We start from the raw sequence: 24,374 nt of genomic DNA on the forward strand, positions 1-24,374 counted from the left end.
GTGAAGAGAGCCATGTGGTGTGAACGGCCCATCCGAATTCGGAGGAGATGTTCAGTGATCACAGTCCTTCTTCGCGGCGCTCCTGACGGCATGGAGCCGCTGCTCGAACTCGACACCCAGACCCTGCCCGAGCGCATCGCCGTGCCCTTCTACGGCTGCCACCAGCACTTCGAGCGCGCCGACGACGAACCGGGCCAAGACGACAGGACCCTCCCGGTCTTCGTCTGGACGTACGCCACGGCCATCGCCGAGTAGGTGACGGCTCCGTACAGACGCAGGCTCTGCACGTCCACCTACGCCGCCGCAACGCCAACGCCCGCCACCCGACAACATGCTGGTAGCCGCCCGTGCGGTGGGGGTTCGGGTGGTCAAGCTGTCGGTCTGGCGGGCCGGCGCGGCCAACGGCGTCCCGTCGGTCAGCGCGGGACGGTCACCAGGACGCGCCCGCGCCCGCCCGAGTCGACCCGCTCGTGGGCCTCGGCGATGTCGTCGAGCGGGAAGCGGTCACCGATGTCGACCGTCAGAGCGCCGGCGGCGGCCGCCGCGGTGAGGTCCCGAGCGGCCTGCCGTTTGGCCTCGCTGGGGAAGTCGTCGCTGCCGAGCAGACGCAGGGTTACGTTGTTGAACAGCAGTGGCCAGAAGGGGAGTTCGGTGCGGTCGGTGTGGGTGCCGTAGGCGGCGATGACGGAGTCGAGGGCGGCGACGGCGTTGTCGAGGTCGGCGTTGGCCGACAGGGACACCTCGATGATGCGGTGCACGCCGTCGGGCGCACACGCGCGGATCGCGGCCGCCGGATCGGCGCCGTCCAGAGCGACGGCGTCGGCGATGACCGTCGGGTCGACGCGGTCCAGATCGCCGCTGCGGCGAACGGTGGCGATGACGGTCGCGCCGCCCCAGTGGGCGAGCTGCGCGGCCAGGGAGCCGACACCGCCGAGCACGCCGTGCACCAGCACGAGCCTGCCGTCGACCGGCCCATCGGCGAACACGGCGCGGTGCGCGGTGATACCGGGGATGCCCAGACTCGCGCCCAGTTCGTCACTGAGGTGATCGGGAAGCGGGACGGCTTGGCGGTCGGGTACGAGGGTGTACTGGGCTGCTGTGCCGAAGGCTCGGTAGGACTGCGCACCGTACACCCACACCCGCTGCCCGATCCGGGATGCGTCGCCCCCGTCCCCGACGGCATCGACGACTCCCGCGGCGTCACTGTGCGGGATCACCCGGGGGTACGGCATCGACGAGCCGAGCCAGCCGCGCCGCTTCTTGGTGTCGCCGGGGTTGACGCCGGAGACGGTCACACGGACGCGGACCTCGCCGGGGCCGGGCCGGGGATCGGGCAGCTCACCGACGTGCAACACGTCGGCGGCCGGGCCCTGTCGGTCGTACCAGGACGCGAGCATGGACGTACCTCCGGTGTCTTCAGGGCTTCTGGGGTGCTTGCTCGGGAGGTCCCTCGCCCAGGACCTCGCGGAGCCAGGCGCGTTCGGCGCGGCTGGTGGCGCGGGCGGTGAGGAGCAGGCCGCGCCGGTAGGGGTCGGTGACCTCCTCGGCGCGCAGCGGCCGGTCACCGTCGTAGTAGAAGCTCGCCGGTGTCTCCAGGAACGTGAGACGCCGCCGTAGCACCGCCTGCTGTTCGGCGACCTCGGGGAGAAGGGAGAGGAACGACAGGACCGTGGCGAACCGCGTCTGGTCGGTGATCTCATGGTCGGCGGGCCTGCGCAGGCGCTCCAGCAGCTCGGCGCGTCCGGCCTCGGTGAGGCTGAGCACGTAGCGGGACGCGCCCGCGCTCGGATCGGCCTGCCGTTCCAGGAGGCCCGACTTGGAGAGGCGGTTGATGGCGGGGTAGAGGCTGCCGTCGCTGACCGGTCGGGTGTAGCCGGTCAGCTGGGAGACACGCCGACGCAGCTCGTGGCCCGGCAGGGGGCCTTCGGCGAGGAAGCCGAGGATTGCTATCTCCAGCATGCTCCCCATCGTCACATATCCGCATCGATTCGAGGTGCACATCGATTCGATGTCAGGGCGTCGCGACGGCCGCAGGCGCAGTACGCGTTGGAGTGGTGTTGCCTGGCTGGGCCGAGCTGCTTGGAATCGGGGGAGCGGGCGTCGGAGTGGCAGCCCGCCAGCCCGAATGCGTCGTTGAACGCCTGCAGTTGTCCGGCATGTGCGCGTCCATCTGCAGGAAGTCGGTCGGCGGGTAGAACGGCACGGCCGCCTGGACGGGCCGCGCACGCCGACGTCGCCCTCCAGCGCCGGGATGTTCCCTGCCGGCGGATGGCGCTCTTGATGTCGTACAACTGGGCCGGGAACTTCGCCTGGACGCTGCAACGGATGGCCACCCCGCGACCGCGAAGCCGTGGGGGTTGAGCTGGGCGGCCGCCTTGTCGGCGTCTGTGCGTCCGCTGTCCGCGAGCCGGCCGACACCGCCGGCGAAGATCACCAGCAGTGCCGGGTGCTGGGGCCGGGGGAGGCGGCTACGGCAGTCGTGATCAGAGCCACCGACGCGGCAGCCGGGCGCCAGTGGACCGGGAACACCGTACGGAACATGTGCGGGGGACGGGCTGCGGCAGCGGTAGACAGCAGCGGTCCGCTCGTCCAGTCTATTCGTGGAGTCTGTTCGTGTGGTGAAATGTGCTTCACTGGATGAGCTGATCGCGAGTCTTGGGTCGCGCCCGGCGGGTGTCACTGGCGCGCGGAGCGGGGTAATCCCCGGGTTCCTCGATCTCGCGGCAGCTAATTGATACTTCAAGGACATCGTTGCAGGATGGCCTCGCTGACGTGGTCCGCTTCGCTCGCCGAGCGGCCGTCCTGGCCGCTGCACGACAGGGACCTGTTCCCGCGTACGGACCGGAGGCCGTCGATGCGCGGTCGCCTGAGGAGCCAACATGAGCAGTGCCGAGTTTCCAGAGGTCACGACGGCGGCGGGCGCGGTGCGCGGCCGTCGTGAGGAGGGCCTGGCGGTCTTCCGCGGAATCCCGTACGCGCAGCCGCCGGTCGGCGAGGCGCGCTTCGCGGCGCCGCGGCCGGCGGAGCGCTGGGACGGTGTGCGGGAGGCGTTCGCGTTCGGTCCGCCGCCCCCGCAGGAGCCGCTCGGATCCGATGCCGTGCCCGTCGACGGCGTTCCGGCCGGTGACGACTGGCTGACGGTCAACGTCTGGACGCCGGATGCGGATCCGGTGGCGCGACGGCCGGTGATGGTGTGGATCTACGGCGGCGCCTACAAGTTCGGCTCCGCCGACGACCCCGCCTACGACGCCGGCCGCCTCGCCCGTGACGGCGAGCTGGTGGTGGTGACCCTCAACTACCGCGTCGGCATCGAGGGGTTCGCCCGGATCGAGGGCGCCCCCGCCAACCGCGGTCTGCTCGACCAGGTCGCGGCCCTGGAGTGGGTGCGGGAGAACATCACCGCGTTCGGTGGCGATCCCGACCAGGTCACCGTGTTCGGTGAATCGGCCGGTGCCGGATCCATCGCCTCGCTGATGGCCATGCCGAGCGCCCGGGGCCTGTTCCGGCGGGCCATCGCGCAGAGCGTGCCGGGCACGTTCTTCTCCGACGCACTGGCCGCGGACTTCGCCCAGGCCATCGCGGGCGAACTGGGACTGCGCCCGACCGTGGCCGACCTGTCCGGCGTGGACCCGCGCAAACTGACCGAGGCGGGGGCCGCGTTGAGCGCCCGGATGCGCCAGTACGTGCACCGCTGGGGCCCGGTCGCCCTCACCCCGACCCCGTACTCTCCGGTCGTCGACGGCGAGGTCCTGCCCACCACGCCGTGGGAGGCGCTGGCGGGCGGCGCCGCACGGGACATCGAGCTGATCGCCGGACACAACCGGGACGAGTACCGGCTCTTCCTGCTGCTCGGCGGGCTGCTCGGCCAAGTGGACGACGGCCTCGCGTCGACGGGGCTGGGGCTGTTCGGCCCGACGCCGGACGCCGAAAAGGCCTACCGGGCCGCGTTCCCGCAGGTCTCCGCGGAGTCCCTGTTCGAACTCGTCCAGTCCGACTGGCTGTTCCGCATGCCCTCGCTGCACCTCGCTCAGGCACACGTGGCGGGCGGCGGCCGGGCGCACGTGTACGAGCTCACCTGGTCCGCCCCGGCGAACGGCGGCGTCCTGGGCGCCTGCCACGGCCTGGACGTGCCTCTGACCTTCGGTGTGTACGGCGGCCTGGGCGCCATGCTGATCGGACCCACGCCCTCACCCGAGACCGAGGCACTCTCCGCCCGTTTCCGCTCGGCCTGGACCACCTTCGCCAAGACCGGCGACCCGGGCTGGCCCGCCTACGACACCGAACAGCGCCTCGTCCAACTCCTCGACGCCGAACCCACGGTGGCCGCCTACCCCGAGGAAGCCTCCCGCCGACTCTGGGAGCGGCACACGTTCGCTCCGCTGGGCCTCGCGACCCCATGAGGACATGGCCCGGGCCGTCCACGCTGAACTGCGCGGGCGGCCCGGACTAGCCGGGTGGTCCGTGCAGGGGCATGTGTGTGGTCGACCGTAGCGCCGATAAGCATCATGGCCGGCAAGGCAGCTGTGGCAGCCGCCGGTGTTGGCGATGCCCGAAGCGGCGCCGACCCGGCGGCGGGCTGCCGGCGTCGACTCGGAACGTGCTTCGGGCGATTCGCGGAAGTATCCGCAGAGCTGATCTCCCGCTGCTTCGCCGCCGATGTCTTTGTGCCGGCCGCGGGTGAACCCCCGATGGGCGCCGCTGCGACGGGTGAAGGTGATGGCCCGCGTGCCCAGTGCGGCCCGGGTGACTTCGACGATCTGAGCATGGGCGCAGAACCGGGCGAGACCGGCGACGAAGCCCGCGGCGGCCGTCTGATCGAGGGCCGACGGCAGTCTGGCTGTGCAGGCCAATGAGGTTTGCACGGCTCGTTAATAAATGGCGGGGGTTTGTAGTGACGGCACGGGGAAGTTGCTCTGTCGAAAAATCGCTTCTGACGGTGTTCTGATGGCGTAGGGGGTGCGGCTGGGGGGTAATCTGGCGGCGACTCGCACCAAAGGGAGACCTGCTGTGCCCACATTCATTGTGTTCGACCTTGAATTCACGACATGGCCGGGGGCGCTTGAGCAGGATTGGGGTGCACCGGGACAGCTTCGCGAAATCGTGCAGATTGGCGCACTGCGTCTGCGTGAGGACTGTTCCGTCGTAGAGGAGTACGAAGCACTGGTGCGCCCGGTGACCAATCCGCAGCTGTCCCCGTACTTCACCGAGCTGACCGGAATCGACCAGGAGGCGGTGGACAGGGAAGGGGTACCCGCGGCAGAAGCACTTGGCGACTTCCTGGGGTTCTGCCGGGGGCAGTCGGTGCTCTCCTACGGCAACGACATGGTTGTTCTCGGGGAGAACGTGGGCTGGGCGCGAGCCCGCGGAGAAGAAGTCAAGAACGGCTACCTTGGTGCCCATTTCCTGAATATCCGTCCTTGGTTGAACACCCTCGCGCCGGAAACGGCGACCGCCAACGTGGGTCGCCTGTGGCAGGTGCTCGGTCTCCCCAAACCCGCGGCCGGAAGAGAGCATTCGGCGCTTTTCGACTGCTATTCCTTTGCCGCGGCCATCAAGCACTTGCGCGGTACTGGGGCGGCCTTGCCCGAGGGGTGCATGCGGCGTCGTTGAAGGGCCTCGCGTGTCGACTGGCCCAACTCGCCTGGGACAACGGCCTGCTCGACGCCCTGAACACCCAGATCGCCATACAGGGAAGGCAGGGCACTGCCGAGTGTGCCCCGGGCGGCCGGGCATAGACTCGAACCGCTGTGCCCTCGGTCAGGGCGCGATGGGGGAGTGGGTGTCCATGGGCGGGGATGCATGAGCGGGGATTGGACGGGGTCCGGGCTGCCCCCGATGGCAGCCGCACGCATCGCTGAGGGGCGGAGCAGCGGGACGTGGTCCTCGGCGCTGTCCACCGGCGAATTCGCAGCACTGCGCGCCGTGGGATTCGAGCCGGTGGGCCAGGTCATGGGCTCGGCCGTCTACCACGTGGGCCGCAGCGGCCGGTATTGGGGCTATCACGACTGTCTTTACGACGGTTTCGCCCGCTACGCCTTCGGCAGTGCCTACGCGCCCATCGCCCTCTCCGGAGCCGGCGCCCCGTCCGCCGCGCTCGTCCAGGTGCTCGACCAGGCGCGTCGTTCGGCCCTCGACCGGATGACCGCGGAGTGCTCGGCCCTCGGCGGCGACGGCGTCGTCGCAGCGCAGTTGACGGTGGCGCCCTTCGCGGCGCAGCCCAACTGCCTGGAGTTCAAGGTGATCGGGACCGCGGTGCGTGCGGCCGGGACGGTACGGGCGCCGCAGCCGTTCACCTGCCACCTCGACGGCCAGGGGTTCGCGAAGCTGGTGACCGCGGGATGGGTCCCGGTCGAGCTGCTGTACGGGATGTCCATCGGCGTACGCCATGACGATTACGGCACCCGCGCCCAGACACGCTCGTGGAACAACACCGAGGTCAGCGGTTGGAGCGAGCTTGTTCACGCAGTGCGCTCCGACGCCCGCGCCCACCTGAGGGCGCAGAGCGGGCGGCGGGGCGGCGACGGCGTGATCCTCTCTGGGGGTGGCCTGCGCATCTGGGGCGAGTCCTGCATACGCAGCGGCAACAACGAGCAGGAGGACCATGTGGCCGAGGCGACGCTGCTGGGCACCACCGTCGCCCAGTTCACGGCACGCCAGGCGCCGTCCCGCACACTCACCGTGATGCCGCTCGACCCGCAACGACGCCGATGAACCATGCACCGAAGCACCACCGATATGCGATGAGGGGAACCCGTTCATGACCGTCTTCAACCCCGCCGACGGCACTCCTGACGGCGTATCCGCGCAGGGTGTGCCGGCCGATGCGATGCGGCGGCTGGCCGAGCTGCAGCCGGGCAAGCCGGGTTCGATCTTCACCAGCGACCTGTCGGTCAATGAGTTCCTGCTGGTGCGCGAGGCGGGATTCCGGCCCATCGGCCTCGTACTGGGCAGCTCGATCTACCACGTGGGCATCCAGCTGGGCCGCTGGGGCAAGAACCAGGAACTGACCACGCTCAGCCAGGCGATGTACCACGCACGCGAGCTGGCGATGACCCGCATGGAGGCTGAGGCGGCCCAGCTGGGCGCGGACGGTATCGTCGGCGTCAGGCTCAGCGTCGAGGCCCGTGAATTCGGCAGCGACATAGCGGAGTTCATCGCGATCGGCACCGCCGTCAAGGCCGACCACCCGGCGCCAGGCGGCAACGGCGGCAGCTGGCGCAACCTCAAGGGCCAGCCGTTCACCTCCGACCTCAACGGCCAGGACTTCTGGACGCTCATCCGCGCCGGTTACGCCCCGCTGGGCATGGTGATGGGCACCTGCGTCTACCACATCGCGCACCAGCGGATGGGGCAGATGTTCTCCAACATCGGCAAGAACGTGGAGATCGAGCAGTTCACACAGGCGCTCTACGACGCGCGGGAACTGGCCATGGCGCGGATGCAGCACGAGGCGGAGGAGCTGCAGGCAGAAGGCATCGTCGGCGTGCAGCTCAACGCGCACAACCACCGCTGGGGCGGTCACACCACCGAGTTCTTCGCGATCGGCACGGCCGTGCGGCCGCTGCGCGAGGACCACGTCATCGAGCGCCCCACGATCGTGCTCAGCCTGGACGGCTGAGCGCCCGGCCCAGCAGACTTGGAGCAACCACACACCACGAGAGGCCCCGCGATGAGCTCGCCAAACGACCCCGTTCCGTTCGAGCCCGGCGGGGAGACAGACTCCATCGACCTGCTGACGGCCGCGCTGCGCAGGGACGCCGCCGATCTGCAGGTCTACGCCCAGGTGCTCACCGGGACACTCGCCGATGCGCTGCCCGCGGATTCCGTCGCCGTCCAGCGAAAGCGGGGCATGGCCGACCGGCTCGCGGGGCGCGACGGCCGCGTGGAACGGGTCGAGGTCTTCCTCGGCGAGCAGCGTCTCGTGCTCAACCTGGCGGGTGGGCATCCCAAGGGCGAGGTGTGCAACGAGGTCCGCGGCGTGGTGCTCTCGCGGCGCCCCGTGGCGCTCGACGAGTGGGTGCGGGAGCTCGCGGGCGCGATCGCGGCCCGTGCCCAATCGGACGCGCGGGCGCGGGCGGCTCTGGAACGGTTGGTGATCGGGGAGTAAGGGTGCCGCGTTCCCGGCCAAGCGCGCGACCGCCGACAGCAAGAAATGACAGGCCGACGCCCGACGCCTCCTCAACGACGACACACTGCCGGCCCCGAACCGGGTCGCGGGCCTGCCACTGATCCTCTACGCACAGAAGATCGTCATCATCAGCCAACTCACCGTCCAGTCGCAGCAGGCATACGCTGGGGACTGGGCCGCCGACGTCAGTCGACGGACGAGGCCGGCGTGACACTCATGGAGGGCCAGTCCAGAACAGTCAGCTCCGGCCAATGCTCCCGCCACCGCGCCGCCTTGGTCTCATAAACCGCCCGCGGGGCAAGCACCGGGTTCGGCCGGACGACGAGGTTGAACACGTCCGACAGGCCGTGCGGAGCGTACACGCGCCACCGGCCGTTCACTTCCACTCGTACTCCGAGGCAGCAGGTCGTCGCGGCGAAACTGTCGATCGCCGCCTCAGTGGAGTCATACGGCGGGCACGAGACGCCGAACTTGCCCTGATACCAGAGGTGAACTCGCGCTTCGTTGCGGATCTCCACCTCCGCGGGCAGGCCGCCGAAGACCTCCCGTCCGGCCTTGATCACGGTGTCTTCGGCCTCCCAGGACAGGTCGCCGCTGTCGAAGTAGAAGATGTCGTAGTCCTTGATGCCGTTGGTCGGTGGCCTGCCCGTGATGACGTTCCACACGGTCTGGAACAGGCAGCCGGCCGTCACATACCACCCGGGCAGATCCAGCGTCGCGGCCCGCGCCAGCACCTCCGTCAACGTGTCGTTACGGGACAACACCGCACGCAGGGACTCAAGTTGCTGGTCGAGAGGGAGTCGGCTGATCATCAGCCCTGCCTACCACAGCTCGCCCGCCGGACGGGCCGGATCTGCCTCAAGGGCCCCTGCGGTGCAGCTCAACGCGCATCCTGTGGCAGCATCGCGCAGGCGTCAATGCGCAGGATGGGATACATCGCGAAGCGGGCGTCCCACGATGAATGCCGACGCCGGAAGAATTCGCGGCGCGCATCCGGATCGGCCTCGAACGTCGGATCCTCCGACAGCTTGCGCCGGAACTCCCCGGCCAGCGTCGGGTTCTGCTCCAGCATCTGCCCGGCGAAGATTTCGGTGACGTAGGGCTCGACGTATTCCTTGTGCTCGAAGCGGGCGTTGAAGAATCCCCACGCAGCCAGCGAGTCGGGGGCCTGCGGCTCCAGCAGTGCCATCAGGAGCCTCGCTCCCGGCTGGGCGATCGGCACGAACAGGCTGCCGGCAGGCAGTGACTGCGCCTCCAAGTGCCAGGCCCCTTGGAGTACGAGCTGCATGCGGCCCTCGAACGGGGCGGACGAGAACCGCATGCCGGTCGCGCGGAACACCTCGGTCTCCAGGCCGTCGACGCCGTGCTCCAGCGTCTGGTGGTCCACCCCGTGCAGGGCCAGCTTGTCGGCGATCAGCGGCGCATACGCCCTCGGCACCAGGTAGCCGCCGCGCGGTGCACGCACGGTGAGTGACGGGACCACACTGCCGCGATAGGGCACGCGCCAGATCTGCGGGGTTGCGGGGTCGTAGACGGTGACCGGCTCACCCGAGATCGGGGACAGTTCGCGGGTGTAGGCGTACCCGCGGAACTCGATGGTGGTTGCTGCCTCCCGTGTTGAGGGCGAGCTGCCCTCGGCGTCACAGGGCATGTTGCGCTGGTCGACCACGACGTCCAGAACGACGTTCTCGCCGCCCAGACGGCTCGCGCGCCGGTCGGCCTCGCGCACGGCTGCGCCCCATTCGGTGCTGTGCTCGGCCACGAGTTCGGCCAGGCCGACGATCGCGTTGCGGCTGACCCGCACGCGGGTGGCGTAGTCCTTCCAGGAGTGTGTCTCGACGAGCACCGTGTACCGGTTGCGGGTCGGGAAGTAGCCGGTCGAGTAGCGCGGCGAGTAAGCCGTGACCTGGAAGCCGGAGGCAGGATCGTCCTCCACCACCGGCAACGGGTAGAACGGCAACGGCAGCGAACCCTGCGCGGCCAGCTTGCCGAGCAGCGCATCGCGTAGTGCCACTCCGCCGGCGTGCAGGAGCGGGTCACCCAGGTGGACCGGCTCGACCTGGATCGACACGTCAGGTTCGAAGTCCGCGCCGTCGGTGACGTGCATGTCCGCGCAGACCAACGGATCCCAGTCGCGCAGCAGCGACACCATCGCCTGCATCTCCGGTGCGTCGGCCTTGGTGTAATCACGGTTGAGGTTGAGATTGTGCGCCGTCGCGCGCCAGCCGGTCTCTTCCGGACCGATCTGGTTCGGGCGATTCCAGCGGCCCACCCGCTCATGGCCATCGGTGTTGAAGGCGGGCACGAAGAGAATCGCGACGTGCGACAAGGGGTCGCCTTCGGGTGAGTGCACCGCGATGTGCGATCCGCTCGTCCCCCCGATCAGCGGCTCGCCGCCCAGCAGCTCGCGCAGTGCGGCGAAGCCGGCGTCCTTGCCGTCGCTCTCGCCCGGGTGGATGCCGGCCTGGATCATCAGCAGCGGGATGCCACGCTCACGCAGTGCCTCGGGAGTGAACGCACCGCTGCGCGAAACCAGCAAGGCCCGCATCGGACGTTCCTCAGCCGATTGCCCGTATACGAAGCTGCGCACCGCCGCAGGCCAGTGCTCAGCGAAAGCCGCGCACAGTGCCTCCACTTCGTCCAGACGCCCGGTCAGGCGGAATTGCGACTGTTCGGCAAGGGTATGCAAGGTCATTTTCAACTCTCTTCGGTACGCAAAGCTCAAGTGCCGGCCAATGGGATGAAGCATCTTGCGTGGCGTCAGCCTGGGCGGCGTGGAGGGGAACTCACTTCGCAATCTGACCAACTGGAGGTCACAGCATGCACGTTGGTGGGAGCCACCCGCCGCAGGGCGACCAGTTCCAGGGTGCAGGGGAGCGCGGAGGACAGGATCGCCACCACAGCCCCCGGGTCCAGCATCACCGGATTCAGCGAACGAGGACTGCTGTGGGGGTACTGGGTACTGTCCGGCTACGGCCTGCGCGGCACTCGGGCCCGGCTTGTCGCCACCGGAACCCTCCCGGCCCACGGCGGGCAGGTGACGCTGACTCCAATGGCCAGGACCTCACCAGATGGGGCACCTACACGGAAATGATCAGCCGCTTCACTGAGCCCGTCCTGCTCATGCTGGCTGTCCTCGCCATGCGCGGCTGCATCAAGCTGGGGATGGTCCTCAGGCGTCGGGGGGGGGAACAAGCCGGGTTCGGGTTCGACCGCAACCCGCAAAGGCCGACGCCTCTCTCAGCCTCGGAACGAGGAAGCGCAGTGGAGAAATTTGTGGAGCTCGGAAGCGCGAGCAGGATGGGCATAGTTGCGCACTCAACGGTAACGAGAATCCCGGGATGGCATTGCACGCCATCCCGGGATTTCGTTGTTGTGTTATGCGGGGTCGTAGGCGGCTTCCAGGTTTTGTTGGGTTTCTGGTGTGGCGGCGGGTTCGCCGCGGGTGTTGGAGGCTCGCAGCGCGATGGCTCCGGCTGCCACCAGGCAGAGGGCGCTGACGAGCAGGGCCCGCCGGAATCCGGCGGTGAGTGCCTCCGGGGGCGGGGTGTGGGCGGCCAGCAGGTGGCCGGTGCGACTGGTCGCGATCCCGCTGAACACCGCCAGGCCGAGCGCTGACCCGAGCTGGAAAGAGGTGGTGATCAGGGCCGCGGCCAATCCGGACTGATCCTCCGGCACCCCCGCGTTCGCCGCCGTTTGCACACCGGCATACAGCAGCCCCAGCCCGGCCGCCATGACCACCAGCGGGGCGAGCAGGTTGCCGAGATAGGTGCCGTCCACCGGGATGCGGGAGAGCCAGAAGATGCCACCGGCAGCGAGCAGCGCACCGGAGACGATGATCGGACGGGTACCGGTCCGCACGAACATCTTCGTCGCCAGGGTGGAGCCGAACCCGATGCCGACGGTCACCGGCAGATACGAGAGCCCGGTCCGCAGTTGGGAGTAGCCCAGGACGTTCTGCATGTACAGGGTGACGAAGAAGAACATCGAGTAGAACCCGGCCCAGGCGATCACCTGGGTGGCGTCGGCCGCGGCCAGGCCCTTGATCCGGAAGATCGACATCGGGACCAGCGGATGGGCGCGCCGCTGCTCATTGACCCCGAACGCGGCCATCAGCACCGCCGAGGCGGCCAGCCCGCCGATGGTGCGTCCCGCACCCCAGCTCTCGTCCGGCGCCTTCACCAACGTGAAGATCAGCAGCAGCATGCTCGCGGTTACCAGCACCGCGCCGACCGCGTCGAAACCGCCCGGCACGGACCGGCCGTGGTCGGCCTTCAGGATCCGGAACGCCCCGAGCAGCACCAGCGCGCACAGCGGGAGGTTCACGAAGAACACCCACCGCCAGCCGAAGTCCTGGGTGAGCAGCCCGCCGAAGAACACTCCGACCGCGGCGGCCAGCCCGCTGATCCCGGCCCACACGCCCAGCGCCTTGTGCCGGTCGGAGTCCCGGAAGGTGGTGGTCAGGATGGACAGCGCGGCCGGGGACATCATCGCCGCCCCGAAACCCTGGGCGAGCCGGGCGCCGACCAGCAGCCCCTGGCTGTCGGCCAGCCCGCAGGCCAGCGAGGAGGCCGCGAACAGCGCGGTCCCGGCGATCAGGAGCCGCCGCCGCCCCAGCAGGTCCCCGGCCCGACCGCCCAGCAGCAGGAACCCGCCATAGGTGATCAGATAGCCGCTGACCACCCACTGGAGGTTCTGCACCGAGAACCCCAGATGCGTACGGATGGTCGGCAGCGCAACGTTCACGATCGAGCCGTCCACGACGTCCAGGAACGTGACCGCGCACAGCAGCGCCAGCGTGACCCTGCCGCGCCCGGTCGCCAGGAACGACCTCACCGGCGGCGCCGTCGACCCGGTGATGGCGTCGCTCACGACCCGGCGGCTTCCATCACGGGGCCGACCTCGACCCCGCCGCCGACCCGCATCACCGGGCAGTCCTTGGCCAGCGCCAGCGCGGAGTCCATGTCCTCGGCGGACACCACCGAGTAGGCGACCATCCGGGAGCCGCTGCCGCCGACCTCGCCGAGCGAGGCGTAAGCGGTCACCGCGTTGCCGACGTCCACCAGGGCCGAGCCCAATGCGCCGAACCAGGCCTGCCACTCGGCCGCCGTCCCGGCGTCGGGTGCGTAGTCGGAGGGCACACGGAAGGAGAAAACGTACTTGGCCATGATCTGTGGTCCTGTTCTGTGTCCGGGGCGCGCCCCGGACCGGGACCGCCTCCAATCGGGTAGACGCCGGCACCGCCATGAATTGGGCGCGCAGACACCGCCCAATTCGCGGGCCCGGCGGCGTCTTTATCGTTGAGCGAGCCGAACGTGCCCCGCGGAAAGCAGAAAAGCGAGGATGCATGCCGATGGAGATGGACACGACGGATCTGATCGCCCGGGCTCGGGCCGGCGACCACAACGCGTTCCGCGACCTGGTCCAGGGCCACTCCCACGAGTTGCAGGTGCACTGCTACCGCATCCTGGGATCCCTGCAGGACGCCGAGGACGCACTCCAGGAGACCCTCGTGTCCGCCTGGCGTAACCTCGGCGACTTCGGCCAGCAGTCCTCGCTCCGGACCTGGCTCTACAAGATCGCGACGAATCGGTGCCTGAGCATGTTGCGCGCCGACAGCCGGCGCCCCCGGATCGCCCCGCCGCTACCCGAGGCCACTCTGCCCGAACCCACCGGCGCCAGTGACGCCCCGCCCTGGTTGGAGCCCTACCCCGACGTGCTGCTCGACCACCTCGTCGACCAGCGCCCCGGACCGGAGGCCCGCTACGAGACCACCGAGGCCATCTCCCTGGCCTTCATCACCGCCCTGCAGCTGCTGCCCCCACGCCAACGCGCCGCGCTCGTCCTCCGCGACGTCCTGGGCTACCACGCCGCCGAAGTCGCCCAAATGCTCGATGCCACCCAGGAATCGGTCCAAAGCGCCCTCAAACGCGCCCGCGCCACCGTCGACAGCCACCTCGCCGACTCCAGCAGCACCGGCAGCAGCGACACCGGCAACCGCAGGCCTGCACGCCAACTCGACACCGCCGCCGAACACCGGCTCGTCGCCCGGCTCACCGACGCCCTGGAACGCGCCGACCTGGACGCCCTGATCGGACTGCTCGTCAGCGACGTGAGACTCTCCATGCCCCCGGCCATGCTGGAATACCGCGGCATCGAAACAGCCCAGCGCTTCTTCGCCGCCTCCACCTTCCGCCCCGGCCGCACCTACCGCGTGGTGCCCACCCGCGCCAACGGCCAGCCAGCCGTCGGCTTGTACCTGGCAGACCCCCACGCCGGTGTCCACCGTGCCTACGCCCTCCTGGTCATCAGCACCGCCCGCGACCAGATCACCGCCATCACCGGCTTCAACGCCAACGTCATGACGCGCTTCGGCCTGCCCCGGACCCTCCCCGAAACAGATTGACGAAGCGGTGGGCGGTAGAGCGGACGCTGTCGTGGCTGACCGCCCACCGGCGTCTGGCGCGGGACTACGAGACCAGCCCCGCTCGCTCGGAGACCATGATCCGCTGGGCGATGATCGGCATCATGCTTCGGCGACTCACCCGCAAAGGACCAGCTGTCCGCCCAGGCCCCGACCGCTCACGCGGAGCTCTGCTGTATGACCGGACTGTCCGCTGCTGGAGGACTTCTTGCTCCTCCTCATCACCAAGGAGCATGGTCTCCAGCGCGAGCAGGTCCGCCCGACTGAGCCACTTGGCAGACCGGGATCGAGGGGGGCTCGGTCTGGACGGTTCCAATGGCCAGGACTGCATCCATTCCTGTCAGCGAGTGCATGGCCCGCCGGGGAGGCCCAGTCGATCCATGCCGACGTCAAAGGCCCTTCAGGACACGATCAAGTGCGGACCGGCCTGCGGGCCCCCAGTTCGGCTTGCCGCCGGGCAGGCCGCGGTCCCCGTTCTGGCCCATCAACATCAGGAAAAGGCTCTTCATCGCGGCCAGTCCGCGAGCCCGTCGCACCGCTGCCTCGTCCGCCTGTGCGTAACTGTTGAAAAACCGTGAGGCGCCGCCCGCGGGGAGCAGCAGCCAGGCGGCCGCGAGGTCCCACGCCGGGTCGCCGGCGACGAGTGCGCCGAAGTCGACGATGCCCGCCAGTGTCCCGTCCGCGACGACGACGTTCGCGGGATGCAGGTCGCCGTGTACCCACACCGGTGGGCCCTCCCACCCCGGGGCCGCCACGGCTTCGCCCCAGACTTCACGGATCTCGTCGGCGAGGTCGGTAGGGGCAACGGCCTGGAAGAAGTGCTCGAAGCCGTCCGTGCAGTCCTTGGGGTGGGCGCCGAAGTCCGAAGCGGTCGGTGCGTCGGCGGGCGCCTCCACGTGCAGCGCCCTGAGGAAGCCCGCCAGCGCCTCAGCCGCGTGGTCGCCGCGAGTGATCGAGCCGTGGTCCAGCGGCGTGCCCTCGACCCATGTCATGACGGTCCAGATCTTGGGGAAGCGCTCGGACGGCGCACCGTCCCGTAGGGGGACAGGAATCGGCAGCGGCAGGCGCGCGGCCAGAGTCGGCAGCCACCGGCGCTCCTTGAGCTGCAGATCGGAGCTCATGTCCATCCGCTGCATCCGGATCGCCAGCTCGTTACCGAGGCGCCACATTTGGTTGCCCCAGCCGCCCGCCACTTCGCGGATTGGCAGTTCGGCCAGGTCCGGATGCTGTTCCCGAAGCAGGTCGCGGACCAGATCCTCGCTGATCTCATTCTCGGATTCGATCATGCCGAGTCACCGTACTTGAGGTAGGCGGAGGCCACCTTGCACTTTGGGGGATCCAGCATGGGCGTGATTCGTCCGCTCGTTTGGCTCGTGGAGGTGGCTGGTGGCGTCGGTGCTCGGTCTGCTGGAGGCCAGGGAGAAGAGGTTCCGCGAGGAGATCGCGCGGTTACAGGAGGAGGCCCAGCGGGTGCAGGCCGTGCTCGGTGAGGCCGAACGCGAGCTTCAGCGGTTGGCGGATGCCCGGGTGACAGTGACCGAGGTGCCGGCCGGGCCGCCTTCGATGGTCACGGAGCCGACGGGAAGCGCGGTAACGGGTTCGACGGTGCCCCGGCGGGAGACGGGCATGGCGGCGACAGCCCTCGCGCCGGACTACCAGCGGATCTTGTCGGTGCTGGAATCTGAAGCGGGCCGGGAGGGCATGCGCTGTCGGCAACTGGCCGTCGCGCTGGGACTGGAGGCCATCCCGGCGAAGGTCGAGGGGCTGCGATCGAAGGCGAAACGACTGGTGGAGCGAGGGTGGGCACTCCCGGTGCGGCCGGGAGTGTTCATCGCGCTCGCGGTGCCGGCCGTCTGCAGCCGGCCGGGCGACCGCTCATGAGCATGGTCATCGACCACAGCACCACGGTTTGTTCCTGTCCTTGCCCGACGGCCAGATGCGGCCTCAACGCGGCCTCAATCAGGCCCCACGGAGCCAGGCAAGCCCCGCGCGGGAGGGTCTCGCCGGCTCACGAACGGGGCTCGTACTCGCCCGCGGCGGATTCCCCTTCCAACGCGCAGGGGCTCCGCCGGGGCAAGGTCCGGGGAGAGCCACGTTCGCCCGGTTTGATCTCGGAATGCGGTGGGAGGCCAGGACAGCCTCGCCGGCATGAGCCATACGACCCGGACGCGGAAGACGTTCGGCTTCGCCGCGTCAGCGGGGCGGAGCGCGGATCCTTCCAGGACCGGGCGGCCCGTTCCGGTGTTGCCGATCGGGTTCACGCGTATGGTGTGCACCCGCGCCCCTGGCCAGCCTTACACCGAGAATTACACTGCGAACTCGCGTATCACCGTGTTGCGGAACACCGCGCTGCCGCCGATCGTGAACAGTGCGAGCCGGGTGTCCAGCAGGTACGGGAACACCTGGCTGGTGTGCACATAGCGGCCGTCGTCGACGAACATCTCCACCGACGTGCGGTCCACCAGGATGCGCAGCTTCACCGTGCCGGCGGACGGGTCGAACGGGGTGTGGCTCTCCTGCCACTTGCCGGACGTGTCGGCGTTCACCGTGTTGCGTCGGTTCAGAAAGGCGTAGTTGGCGTAGATCCCGGCATCGATGTGCCGACCGCCGTCGGGTGAGCGCCTCAACTGGAGCCCGGCGCCGGTGAGTTGGGACCAGGTGATCTCGGTCGTCACCTCGTAGGAGATACCGGTGTAGTCGAGCACCTTCGTGCCGTTCACGGTCACGTCGCCCAGGTTCACGGTGCGGGAGACATGCGCGTCGAGGCCGGCGACGGGCTGGGAGGCGAGGTAGTAGGTGTTGTCGGATGCCTTCTTCAGGGTGATCTCGCGGACGATGGAGTCGGTGCCGTTGAAGCCGTCGCAGTCGATGGTGGGGGTGGTGTTGGCGTAGTCCCAGTTGTTCACCCATCCGATCGCGTACCGGGCAGCCGCGTCGACCGCGCCGCTCGCGTCCCGCTTCTCAAAGGTGACGGCGCCGTACCAGTCCCAGCCGTGGTCGAGCCACTGCGGGGCACTCGCCTCAGCGGTGAACGCGCTGCCGTCGAAGGAACCCGTCCAGTAGGCGTACGTGTTGGGCAGCCCCGAGCCCTTCCCGTTGGCGCTCGCGCCGAGCACCCATTTCACGGTGCCGTCGCCGGCGGTGATGCGGAACAGGTCGGGGCACTCCAGGACGCCGATGCCGTCGTGGACGAAACCGTTCACGTACGTCCAGGACTTGAGGTCGTCGGAGTGGTAGAAACCGATCTTGTCGTTCTCGGCGAGGGCCATCACCCAGCGGCCCCGGTCCTCGTCGCGGATCACCTTGGGGTCGCGGAAGTCGGCGACGCCGGGGTTGGGCAGGACGGGGTCGGTCCCGTAGTTGTCGAAGGTGAGACCGCCGTCGGTCGAGTAGTACAGGAACTGCTCCTGGTGGTCGGTACCGCCGCCGGGGGACATGGTGACGATGACGACGACCGCGCCCGCGCCGAATCCGGCCGTGTTGCCGGTGTCGACCACCGCCGAACCCGACCAGAGATCGCCGTTGGGCGTGGTGTCCTTGGGCACGGCGACCCCGCGGTCGGCGAAGGAGACCAGGTCCTTGGTGGTGGCCAGGCGCCACGCCGTGCCGACGGCACCGGTGAAGTAGTCGGCGTTGTAGAGGTAGTAGTAGTGGTACTCGCCGTCGATCCAGACGGGCCGCTGCGGGTCGTTCTTCCACTGGTCGGGGACCGTGAAGTGGTACGCGGCGCGGTAACTCGCCCCGCTCGCCGCGGACTTGGTCCTGCTCTTGGCCGTGGCCCCGGGCTTGGGCTCCGGGGCGGCCGTGGCCGCTGCGGTGGGCAGCAGCGCGGCGGCGGTGCCCGCCGCCGATCCCGCGAACAGTGATCTCCTGGAAATCCCCGACGAAATCCCCGATGTTCCGGGCATGACACATCGTTCCTCTCATGCGGCTCGTGTGAACGAGGACTGTAGACCTAACTCGTTAAAGGTCAAGCGTTCCCGACCCTTGACATGCCCGCTGCCCGGTTCACATCATCTGGGGCATCACCCCTGATCTAACACGAGTTAGGCCCGTTTGATGACTGACTCGCACCTCCCCCGCCGCACGCTGCTGCGGTACGGCGCATACGGGGCCGGAGCAGCCGCGCTGGCCGCGACCGCCGCGAGCTGGGACCGGCTCACGGGAGCCGACATCCCCGGCCGTGACGACGGCTCCCTCGTCGTGGCCACTCTCGGCTCCGCCTTCGACCCGGCCACCGTCGACGCCCTCACCAAGGGCTTCCACCGGCTCCACCCCGACATCCCGCTGCGGGTGAACGCGGTGCAGGCCGTCGACTGGTCGGATTTCTTCGCGAAGATCCTCACCCAGATCGCCGCCGGCACCGCCCCCGACCTGGTGTATGTGGCCACCGAGGGCGTGCAGTTGTTCGCCCGGCGGCTCGGCGTGCCCCTGGACCGCTGGGTGCGGCGGGACGCGGCACAGCTGCGTGAGTACTTCGCCGACGTCCACCCCTCGCTGGTGGAGTCGATGATGTACGAGGGGAACCTCTACCAACTGCCGATGGAGTTCAACGCCGCCGACATCTACCTCAACAAGCAGGTGCTGAAACGGGCAGGCGCGGGTTTCCCGGCGGCCGACTGGAGCCGCGACGACTTCACCGCGCTGCTGCGGGAGATGAAACGTGCCGGCGATGCGCACTTCACGCCGTACTTCTGGACCAACCGGCTGTGGGGCGGCGTGGTGCCCTGGCTCTTCGCGAACGGCACGAACCTGCTGAAGGAGTCGAAGGCGCCCGGCGGCTCCTGGCTGTGGGACACCTTCTACCCGGCCGCCGACCGGCAGGGGCGCGGCGGGGGCTTCCGCTGGACGACCCCGCAGGCCACCGCCGACCGGGTCGAGGAGGCGTACGACTATCTCGCTTCCCTCGTCCAGGAGAACCTGTGCACCCGGCCCGAGGGCGGCAACGGCAGCAATCTGGTCGGCGTGTTCTCCACCGGCCGCGTCGGCGTCACACCGGCGGGCGGATTCTGGGCGGGCGGCCTGCATCTGGCCGGCATGCGGGCCGCCGACTACGACGTGCAGTACTTCCCGCGCTGGCGTACCCAGCGCCACCAGTTCGGCGCGGCGGGCTACGCGCTGCTGCGCACCTCGAAGAAGCAGGAAGCCGCCTGGGAGTTCATCAAGTACGCGGCCCGCAAGGACACCATGACCCGGCTGTTCCAGAGCAACCAGACCACCCCGGCCCGGCGTTCGATGCTGAACGCCGCACGCTACGCCGCGAGCGGCCCGGCGCACTGGCAGGTCTTCTACGACACCCTCGACCGGTTTCCCGACACCGGCCCGATCCCCGCGCCGCCGCAGGTCGCCGAGGTGACCGACGTCCTGCTCAAGTACACCGGCACCGCGCTGGCCTCGCCGCGTGCGGTGGGTCCCGCGCTGCGCCGGATGCAGGGCGACCTGGAGCAGGCCATGGAGCGTGAGGTATGACGAACACCCAGGTCCCGAACTCCCAGGTCCCGGCCGTACGTCCGCGGCCCGCCACGCCGCCCGCCGTCGCCGTGCGGCGCTCTGTCCGCGACCGCGGCGCCCGGCTGCTGGCCGCGCTGTTCCTGGCGCCCACGGTCGTCGGCATCGTCGTCTTCACGGTCGTGCCGATCATCGGGTCCATCGTGCTGAGCCTGTTCCACTGGAACGTGATCGACCCGCCCCGTTTCGCCGGCGGCGCCAACTACCGCACGACCTTCACGGACTCGACCGTCCTGGTCTCCTTCCGCAACACGCTCCTCTTCATGGTCCTCGCGGTCGCGCTGCAACTGCTGATCGCGCTGGCGCTGGCGCTCGCGCTGAACGGGCGGATGCCGGTGTGGCTGCGATCGGTGTTCCGTTCGGCGTTCTTCTTCCCGCTGGTGCTGTCCGCCGCTTCGATCTCGGTGGTGATGAAGTACCTGTTCAACCAGGACTTCGGGGTGGTGAACTGGCTGATCGGCCTGGTCGGCGTCGCGCCCGTGCCCTGGCTGACCTCGGAGCACGCGGCGATGGCCACGGTGATCCTGGTCTACGTCTGGCAGCAGTTCGGTTTCTCGTTCCTGCTGTTCGTCGGCGGTCTGAACAACATCCCCAAGGAGATCCACGAGGCCGCCGCTCTCGACGGCGCGACCGGCCTGCGCAAGCACCTCGGCATCACGCTGCCGCTGCTGTCGCCGACGCTGCTCGTCGCGTCGGTGGTCGGCATCATCAATGCCCTGCAGGTCTTCGAACAGCCCTACGTCCTCACCGACGGCGGACCCGGCGACGCCACCCGCACCGTGGTGATGGTGATCTACGAGAGGGCCTTCGAGCAGCTCGACTTCGGCGAGGCATCCGCGGTGGGCGTGCTGCTCTTCGTGCTGATCATGGCGGTCACCGCCCTCCAGTTCCGGCTCAGCCGGCGTTTCGTCCACTACCAGTGAGCCGGTGAGCCGCATGAGCCAAGCAACCTTGACCCTGAGCCGCGTACGTCACTCACTCACCCCCTGGGCCCGAATCGCCGGACTGACCGTGTGCGCCCTGCTGACGCTGGGCCCGGTCATCTGGACCGTCGCCACCTCACTGCGCACTCCGGCCCAGTCCTTCGACCTGCCCCCGCAGATCATCCCGGCGCACCCGACGACCGCGGCCTACCGCGGGGTCTTCCAGCAGATCGACGTGTGGCTGCTTGCCCTGAACTCCACCCTGGTGACGGCACTGATCGCCGTCGGCCAGATGATCACGGCGGGCCTGGCCGGATACGCCTTCGCGCGCCTGGAGTTCCGTCTCAAGAAGCCCCTCTTCGGCCTGGTCCTGGCGACCATGATGGTGCCGTTGCAGGTCACCATCGTGCCGGTATTCCTGGTGCTGAAGTCGATGGGCCTCACCGACACGCTCCTCGGCCTGATCATCCCGGCCTTCCCGACGGCCTTCGGCACCTTCCTGATGCGCCAGTACTTCCTCGGTATGCCGAAGGACCTGGGCGAGGCGGCCATGCTGGACGGCGCGGGGCCCTGGCGGATCTTCCGCTCGGTGTACGCGCCGCTGGCCACACCCGGCCTGGCGATCGTCGGCGTGCTGGCCTTCAACTACCACTGGAACGAGTTCTTCCGCCCGCTGATCCTGGAGACCTCCAGCCAGAACTACACGCTTCCGCTGGGTCTGGTCTCCCTGCAGGGCAACCTCGGCACCGGGTCGATCTCGGTGGTCCTGGCCGGGGTCGTGCTCTCGATGCTCCCCGCCGTCGCCGTGTTCGTCGTCGGCCAGCGCCCTCTGCGCGAGGGCATCACGTCCGCAGGAGTCAACCGTTGAGCAATGACCCCAACGCGCCGCGTTTCAGGGTCCGTCCGCCCGTCGGCTGGATCAACGACCCCAATGGGCCGTTCCGTTGGCAGGACCGCTACCACCTCTTCTACCAGCACAACCCCGACGCACCGGTGCACGCGAACGTCCACTGGGGTCATGCCTCCAGCGCCGACCTCGCGTACTGGGAGCACCACCCGATCGCGCTCACCCCGACGCCCGGCGGCCCCGACGAGGCCGGCTGCTGGTCGGGCTGCGTGATCGACGACGCCGGCACACCGACCGCCGTATACACGGGAGTCGACCGTGCCCACGCCGGACTCGGCACCATCTGCCTGGCGCGGGCGGCGGACCCGGACGACGAGCGGCTGACCGAGTGGAAGCCGCTGCCGACGCCGGTGGTGGCAGGGCCGCCGCCGGGACTGGACGTGGTGATGTTCCGCGACCCGTTCGTCTTCCGCTGCGCGGACAGGCGCTGGGCCCTCGTCGGTGCCGGGCACGCCGACGGCACGCCGTCGGTCCTGCTCTACGACTGCGACGACCTGACCGACTGGCGGTTCGCCGGTGTGCTGCTGGACGGCAAGGACCCGGTGGCCGTGGGTGTGTTCGGCGACAAGTCGGTGGGCTGGGAGTGCCCGCACCTGTACCGGACAGCAGGCGGCGAGTACGTGCTTCTGGTGTCGTTGTGGGACGGAGATCCCTGCTCCACCGGATACCTGACCGGCCGTCTGCAAGCCGATGGCCAGGGCGCGTTGAGGTATGTTCCGCGCGCCGGTGGCCGGCTCGACCAGGGGCGGGACTTCTACGCTCCCGCCGTGCTCCAGGAGCCGGACCGCGCACTGCTGTGGGGCTGGTCGTGGGAGGCCCGCCCGCAGGAGGAGACGCACCGGGCGGGATGGGCAGGCGTACTCACCGCGCCACGGGTCGTCGACATCCACCCCGACGGTTCACTGCGTGTGAGTCCGGCCCCGGAACTCGACCTGCTGCGCCCGGCCGAGCCGTTCGTCACCGCGCCGGGTCGGGTTCCGCTTCCACATACGTACGACCTGACGGTCACCGCATGTGAACCGACCACGGTAAGCCTGCTCCGGGGCGCGGCGGGCCGGGAGCTGACCGTCCGGGCGGACCCTGGCTCGGGGACCGTCGTCCTCGACCGCAGCGCCTGGCCCCGGACCGGCAGGGAAGGCTCCGCCCCGATCACCGTGCACGTGCCGAAGGGGCCGGAACTCGCGCTCCGGCTGCTCGTCGACGGCTCGCTCCTCGAACTCTTCGTCGCGGAACGGGCCATGGTCACCGAGCGCGTCTACCGGCGCCCCGGCGACATCGCCGAGCTGGTCGTCGACGGGCCGGGTGCCCGGGTCACCGGGTGGGCGCCGGACCCACGGAGGCGCGGCTGACCACAGGGCAGGCCAGGCGCCGGACGGTCGCGGGCGGCGTACGGCCGGCTTCGATGGCGTCCAGGAGCAGCCGGGCCGCCACCTCGCCCATCGCCCGGTGCGGCAGCGCGACCGAGGTGAGCGGCGGTGTGAGGAACGCGGCCATGTGCTCCTGGTCGTCGTAACCGACCACGGACAGATCGGCGGGCACGTCGATCCCGAGCCGGGTCGCGGCGTGCAGGACACCCGCCGCGACCCGGTCGTTGTAGCACAGGACGCCAGTGGGGCGACGGCCCGGCTCGACCCCGTCGAGCAGGCGCAGCGCCCCCGCGTATCCCGCGGAGATCTCCCCGCCGCCGCGCACGATCCACTCCGCGGGCACGGTGACGCCCTCGGCGCGCAGCGCGTCCCGGAAGCCGCGGGTACGTTCCACCGAGGCGATGTCGTCCAGACCGCCGATCACGGCGAGCCGGCGGTGGCCCGCACCGAGCAGCAGCCGGGCCGCGGTACGGCCACCGGCGCGCTCGGCGGGGACCACGGCGGGCAGGGAGTCGTCCTCGGGCAGGCAGTTGGCCAGCACGGAGTGGGTGCGGTGCAGGCCCTCAGGGACGCGGACCCGGCGCAGTGACATGGCCGCGTAGATGATGCCGTCCACGCGCCGGTCGAGCAGTTCCGCGACGGCCGCGTCCTCCTTGGCCGGGTCACCGCCGGAGTCGACGGTGAGGACGAGATGGTCGCTGCCCCAGGCGGTCTCCATGGCGCCGCGCAGCAGCCGACCGGCGAACGGCGAGGACGCGATCTCATCGGTGACCAGCCCGATCACGGCCGTACGGCGACGGCGCAGACCGCGGGCCACCGGGTCGGGGCGGTAGCCCAGCCGGGCCGCGGCCTGCCGGATGCGTTCCTGGGTGGCGGGCGAGAGGTTGCCCTCGGCTCGGCCGTTGAACACGAAGGACACCGCGGTGTGCGACACGCCGGCGAGCCGGGCGACGTCCCGTGACGTCGGGCGCCCGGTGCCCGTGCTCCTGCTCTCCTCGGCACCGCCCACGCCGTCCGCCGCCCTCGCCCAGCCCGTCCCTGTCGATCACTGTCCACCCTATCCGCGGGGAGCGCCACGGCACACGGGAGATCCTCAGGGCGCCGCGGCGTGGGCGTC

General features: G+C 69.6%; 22 protein-coding genes and 2 pseudogenes. 15 read left to right on the forward strand and 9 right to left on the reverse strand.

Annotated elements, in window-relative coordinates; translation table 11 throughout:
• Window positions 1-54 precede the first annotated feature (54 nt).
• Window positions 55-255, forward strand: a complete 201-nt coding sequence (locus ACFY10_RS24970) for a DUF5988 family protein (protein ID WP_390667408.1) — start codon at window positions 55-57, stop codon at window positions 253-255.
• Between the two features lie 161 nt (window positions 256-416).
• Here the strand turns inward: ACFY10_RS24970 and ACFY10_RS24975 are convergent, their stop codons facing one another.
• Together ACFY10_RS24975 and ACFY10_RS24980 are read right to left on the reverse strand one after the other, a co-directional pair.
• Window positions 417-1,397: an NADPH:quinone reductase gene (locus ACFY10_RS24975; protein WP_390667409.1), complete on the reverse strand. Its 981-nt coding sequence runs from the start codon at window positions 1,395-1,397 to the stop codon at window positions 417-419.
• Window positions 1,398-1,416: 19 nt separating this feature from the next.
• On the reverse strand, window positions 1,417-1,959 hold the full coding sequence (locus ACFY10_RS24980) for a PadR family transcriptional regulator (protein WP_390667410.1): 543 nt from the start codon (window positions 1,957-1,959) through the stop codon (window positions 1,417-1,419).
• 920 nt (window positions 1,960-2,879) lie between these two features.
• Between ACFY10_RS24980 and ACFY10_RS24985 the strand changes: the two genes are divergently transcribed.
• From ACFY10_RS24985 to ACFY10_RS25010, 6 genes are all read left to right on the forward strand, one after another.
• Window positions 2,880-4,400 (forward strand): carboxylesterase/lipase family protein, encoded by a 1,521-nt coding sequence (locus ACFY10_RS24985; protein ID WP_390667411.1) that lies wholly within the window; start codon window positions 2,880-2,882, stop codon window positions 4,398-4,400.
• Window positions 4,401-4,505: 105 nt separating this feature from the next.
• A complete protein-coding gene (locus ACFY10_RS24990; protein WP_390667412.1) occupies window positions 4,506-4,853 on the forward strand; it encodes a hypothetical protein in 348 nt (115 codons plus the stop codon).
• Window positions 4,854-5,007: 154 nt separating this feature from the next.
• Window positions 5,008-5,610 (forward strand): exonuclease domain-containing protein, encoded by a 603-nt coding sequence (locus ACFY10_RS24995; RefSeq protein ID WP_390667413.1) that lies wholly within the window; start codon window positions 5,008-5,010, stop codon window positions 5,608-5,610.
• Between the two features lie 225 nt (window positions 5,611-5,835).
• The gene (locus tag ACFY10_RS25000; protein WP_390667414.1) at window positions 5,836-6,711 is read left to right on the forward strand and encodes a heavy metal-binding domain-containing protein; all 876 of its coding nucleotides are present in this window, start codon (window positions 5,836-5,838) and stop codon (window positions 6,709-6,711) included.
• 46 nt (window positions 6,712-6,757) lie between these two features.
• Window positions 6,758-7,618 carry a heavy metal-binding domain-containing protein gene (locus ACFY10_RS25005; protein ID WP_390667415.1) on the forward strand — a complete coding sequence of 287 codons (861 nt, stop codon included), beginning with the start codon at window positions 6,758-6,760 and terminating at the stop codon, window positions 7,616-7,618.
• A 51-nt stretch (window positions 7,619-7,669) separates the two neighbouring features.
• The gene (locus ACFY10_RS25010; RefSeq protein ID WP_390667416.1) at window positions 7,670-8,107 is read left to right on the forward strand and encodes a hypothetical protein; all 438 of its coding nucleotides are present in this window, start codon (window positions 7,670-7,672) and stop codon (window positions 8,105-8,107) included.
• 206 nt (window positions 8,108-8,313) lie between these two features.
• Here ACFY10_RS25010 and ACFY10_RS25015 read toward each other — a convergent pair whose 3' ends face one another.
• Both ACFY10_RS25015 and ACFY10_RS25020 read right to left on the reverse strand, forming a co-directional pair.
• Window positions 8,314-8,940 carry a nucleotidyltransferase family protein gene (locus tag ACFY10_RS25015; RefSeq protein WP_390667417.1) on the reverse strand — a complete coding sequence of 209 codons (627 nt, stop codon included), beginning with the start codon at window positions 8,938-8,940 and terminating at the stop codon, window positions 8,314-8,316.
• A 68-nt stretch (window positions 8,941-9,008) separates the two neighbouring features.
• Complete coding sequence (locus tag ACFY10_RS25020) at window positions 9,009-10,823, reverse strand: M14 family zinc carboxypeptidase (RefSeq protein WP_390667418.1); 1,815 nt, start codon at window positions 10,821-10,823, stop codon at window positions 9,009-9,011.
• A 234-nt stretch (window positions 10,824-11,057) separates the two neighbouring features.
• On the opposite strand from ACFY10_RS25020, the pseudogene ACFY10_RS25025 reads away from it, so the two are divergent.
• Window positions 11,058-11,287 (forward strand): annotated as a pseudogene (locus ACFY10_RS25025) (hypothetical protein); the annotation flags it as partial.
• A 219-nt stretch (window positions 11,288-11,506) separates the two neighbouring features.
• Here the strand turns inward: ACFY10_RS25025 and ACFY10_RS25030 are convergent.
• A complete protein-coding gene (locus ACFY10_RS25030; RefSeq protein ID WP_390667419.1) occupies window positions 11,507-13,000 on the reverse strand; it encodes an MFS transporter in 1,494 nt (497 codons plus the stop codon).
• A complete protein-coding gene (locus ACFY10_RS25035; protein WP_390667420.1) occupies window positions 12,997-13,296 on the reverse strand; it encodes a hypothetical protein in 300 nt (99 codons plus the stop codon). Before ACFY10_RS25035 ends, ACFY10_RS25030 begins: the two co-directional genes overlap by 4 nt.
• 185 nt (window positions 13,297-13,481) lie before the next feature.
• Between ACFY10_RS25035 and ACFY10_RS25040 the strand changes: the two genes are divergently transcribed.
• Window positions 13,482-14,534, forward strand: coding sequence for an RNA polymerase subunit sigma-70 (locus ACFY10_RS25040; protein WP_390667421.1), 1,053 nt, complete (start codon window positions 13,482-13,484; stop codon window positions 14,532-14,534).
• Window positions 14,531-14,680 (forward strand): annotated as a pseudogene (locus ACFY10_RS25045) (IS5/IS1182 family transposase); the annotation flags it as partial. The gene ACFY10_RS25040 and the pseudogene ACFY10_RS25045, both read left to right, overlap by 4 nt.
• A gap of 261 nt (window positions 14,681-14,941) precedes the next feature.
• Here ACFY10_RS25045 and ACFY10_RS25050 read toward each other — a convergent pair.
• Window positions 14,942-15,838 carry an aminoglycoside phosphotransferase family protein gene (locus ACFY10_RS25050; protein ID WP_390667422.1) on the reverse strand — a complete coding sequence of 299 codons (897 nt, stop codon included), beginning with the start codon at window positions 15,836-15,838 and terminating at the stop codon, window positions 14,942-14,944.
• Window positions 15,839-15,938: 100 nt separating this feature from the next.
• Between ACFY10_RS25050 and ACFY10_RS25055 the strand changes: the two genes are divergently transcribed.
• Window positions 15,939-16,433 carry a hypothetical protein gene (locus ACFY10_RS25055; RefSeq protein WP_390667423.1) on the forward strand — a complete coding sequence of 165 codons (495 nt, stop codon included), beginning with the start codon at window positions 15,939-15,941 and terminating at the stop codon, window positions 16,431-16,433.
• 425 nt (window positions 16,434-16,858) lie between these two features.
• Here the strand turns inward: ACFY10_RS25055 and ACFY10_RS25060 are convergent, their stop codons facing one another.
• A complete protein-coding gene (locus tag ACFY10_RS25060; protein WP_390667424.1) occupies window positions 16,859-18,460 on the reverse strand; it encodes a glycoside hydrolase family 32 protein in 1,602 nt (533 codons plus the stop codon).
• A 151-nt stretch (window positions 18,461-18,611) separates the two neighbouring features.
• On the opposite strand from ACFY10_RS25060, the gene ACFY10_RS25065 reads away from it, so the two are divergent.
• Genes ACFY10_RS25065 through ACFY10_RS25080 form a run of 4 tightly spaced genes read left to right on the forward strand, consistent with a single transcriptional unit; the run spans window position 18,612 to window position 23,239 of the window.
• Window positions 18,612-20,021, forward strand: coding sequence for an extracellular solute-binding protein (locus tag ACFY10_RS25065; RefSeq protein WP_390667425.1), 1,410 nt, complete (start codon window positions 18,612-18,614; stop codon window positions 20,019-20,021).
• A complete protein-coding gene (locus tag ACFY10_RS25070) occupies window positions 20,018-20,983 on the forward strand; it encodes a carbohydrate ABC transporter permease (protein ID WP_390667426.1) in 966 nt (321 codons plus the stop codon). Before ACFY10_RS25065 ends, ACFY10_RS25070 begins: the two co-directional genes overlap by 4 nt.
• Before the next feature lie 13 nt (window positions 20,984-20,996).
• Complete coding sequence (locus ACFY10_RS25075) at window positions 20,997-21,851, forward strand: carbohydrate ABC transporter permease (RefSeq protein WP_390667427.1); 855 nt, start codon at window positions 20,997-20,999, stop codon at window positions 21,849-21,851.
• Window positions 21,848-23,239, forward strand: coding sequence for a glycoside hydrolase family 32 protein (locus ACFY10_RS25080; RefSeq protein ID WP_390667428.1), 1,392 nt, complete (start codon window positions 21,848-21,850; stop codon window positions 23,237-23,239). The genes ACFY10_RS25075 and ACFY10_RS25080 overlap by 4 nt, the downstream gene beginning before the upstream one ends.
• Here the strand turns inward: ACFY10_RS25080 and ACFY10_RS25085 are convergent.
• A complete protein-coding gene (locus ACFY10_RS25085; protein WP_390667429.1) occupies window positions 23,202-24,266 on the reverse strand; it encodes a LacI family DNA-binding transcriptional regulator in 1,065 nt (354 codons plus the stop codon). The two genes, ACFY10_RS25080 and ACFY10_RS25085, sit on opposite strands and share 38 nt — an antisense overlap.
• Window positions 24,267-24,374 lie beyond the last annotated feature (108 nt).

The sequence above is a fragment of the Streptomyces sp. NPDC001401 genome, from assembly GCF_042895385.1.
Lineage (GTDB): Bacteria > Actinomycetota > Actinomycetes > Streptomycetales > Streptomycetaceae > Streptomyces.

Excerpts from the sequence above, each read along its gene's own strand:
- ACFY10_RS25075 (WP_390667427.1), top strand. The coding sequence starts at position 20,997 with ATGAGCCAAGCAACCTTGACCCTGAGCCGCGTACGTCACTCACTCACC.
- ACFY10_RS25065 (WP_390667425.1), top strand. The coding sequence starts at position 18,612 with ATGACTGACTCGCACCTCCCCCGCCGCACGCTGCTGCGGTACGGCGCA.
- ACFY10_RS24980 (WP_390667410.1), bottom strand. The coding sequence starts at position 1,959 with ATGCTGGAGATAGCAATCCTCGGCTTCCTCGCCGAAGGCCCCCTGCCG.
- ACFY10_RS25040 (WP_390667421.1), top strand. The coding sequence starts at position 13,482 with ATGGAGATGGACACGACGGATCTGATCGCCCGGGCTCGGGCCGGCGAC.
- ACFY10_RS25000 (WP_390667414.1), top strand. The coding sequence starts at position 5,836 with ATGGCAGCCGCACGCATCGCTGAGGGGCGGAGCAGCGGGACGTGGTCC.
- ACFY10_RS25005 (WP_390667415.1), top strand. The coding sequence starts at position 6,758 with ATGACCGTCTTCAACCCCGCCGACGGCACTCCTGACGGCGTATCCGCG.
- ACFY10_RS24975 (WP_390667409.1), bottom strand. The coding sequence starts at position 1,397 with ATGCTCGCGTCCTGGTACGACCGACAGGGCCCGGCCGCCGACGTGTTG.
- ACFY10_RS25020 (WP_390667418.1), bottom strand. The coding sequence starts at position 10,823 with ATGACCTTGCATACCCTTGCCGAACAGTCGCAATTCCGCCTGACCGGG.
- ACFY10_RS24990 (WP_390667412.1), top strand. The coding sequence starts at position 4,506 with ATGGCCGGCAAGGCAGCTGTGGCAGCCGCCGGTGTTGGCGATGCCCGA.
- ACFY10_RS24985 (WP_390667411.1), top strand. The coding sequence starts at position 2,880 with ATGAGCAGTGCCGAGTTTCCAGAGGTCACGACGGCGGCGGGCGCGGTG.
- ACFY10_RS25035 (WP_390667420.1), bottom strand. The coding sequence starts at position 13,296 with ATGGCCAAGTACGTTTTCTCCTTCCGTGTGCCCTCCGACTACGCACCC.
- ACFY10_RS25060 (WP_390667424.1), bottom strand. The coding sequence starts at position 18,460 with ATGCCCGGAACATCGGGGATTTCGTCGGGGATTTCCAGGAGATCACTG.
- ACFY10_RS25050 (WP_390667422.1), bottom strand. The coding sequence starts at position 15,838 with ATGATCGAATCCGAGAATGAGATCAGCGAGGATCTGGTCCGCGACCTG.
- ACFY10_RS25070 (WP_390667426.1), top strand. The coding sequence starts at position 20,018 with ATGACGAACACCCAGGTCCCGAACTCCCAGGTCCCGGCCGTACGTCCG.
- ACFY10_RS25015 (WP_390667417.1), bottom strand. The coding sequence starts at position 8,940 with ATGATCAGCCGACTCCCTCTCGACCAGCAACTTGAGTCCCTGCGTGCG.
- ACFY10_RS25010 (WP_390667416.1), top strand. The coding sequence starts at position 7,670 with ATGAGCTCGCCAAACGACCCCGTTCCGTTCGAGCCCGGCGGGGAGACA.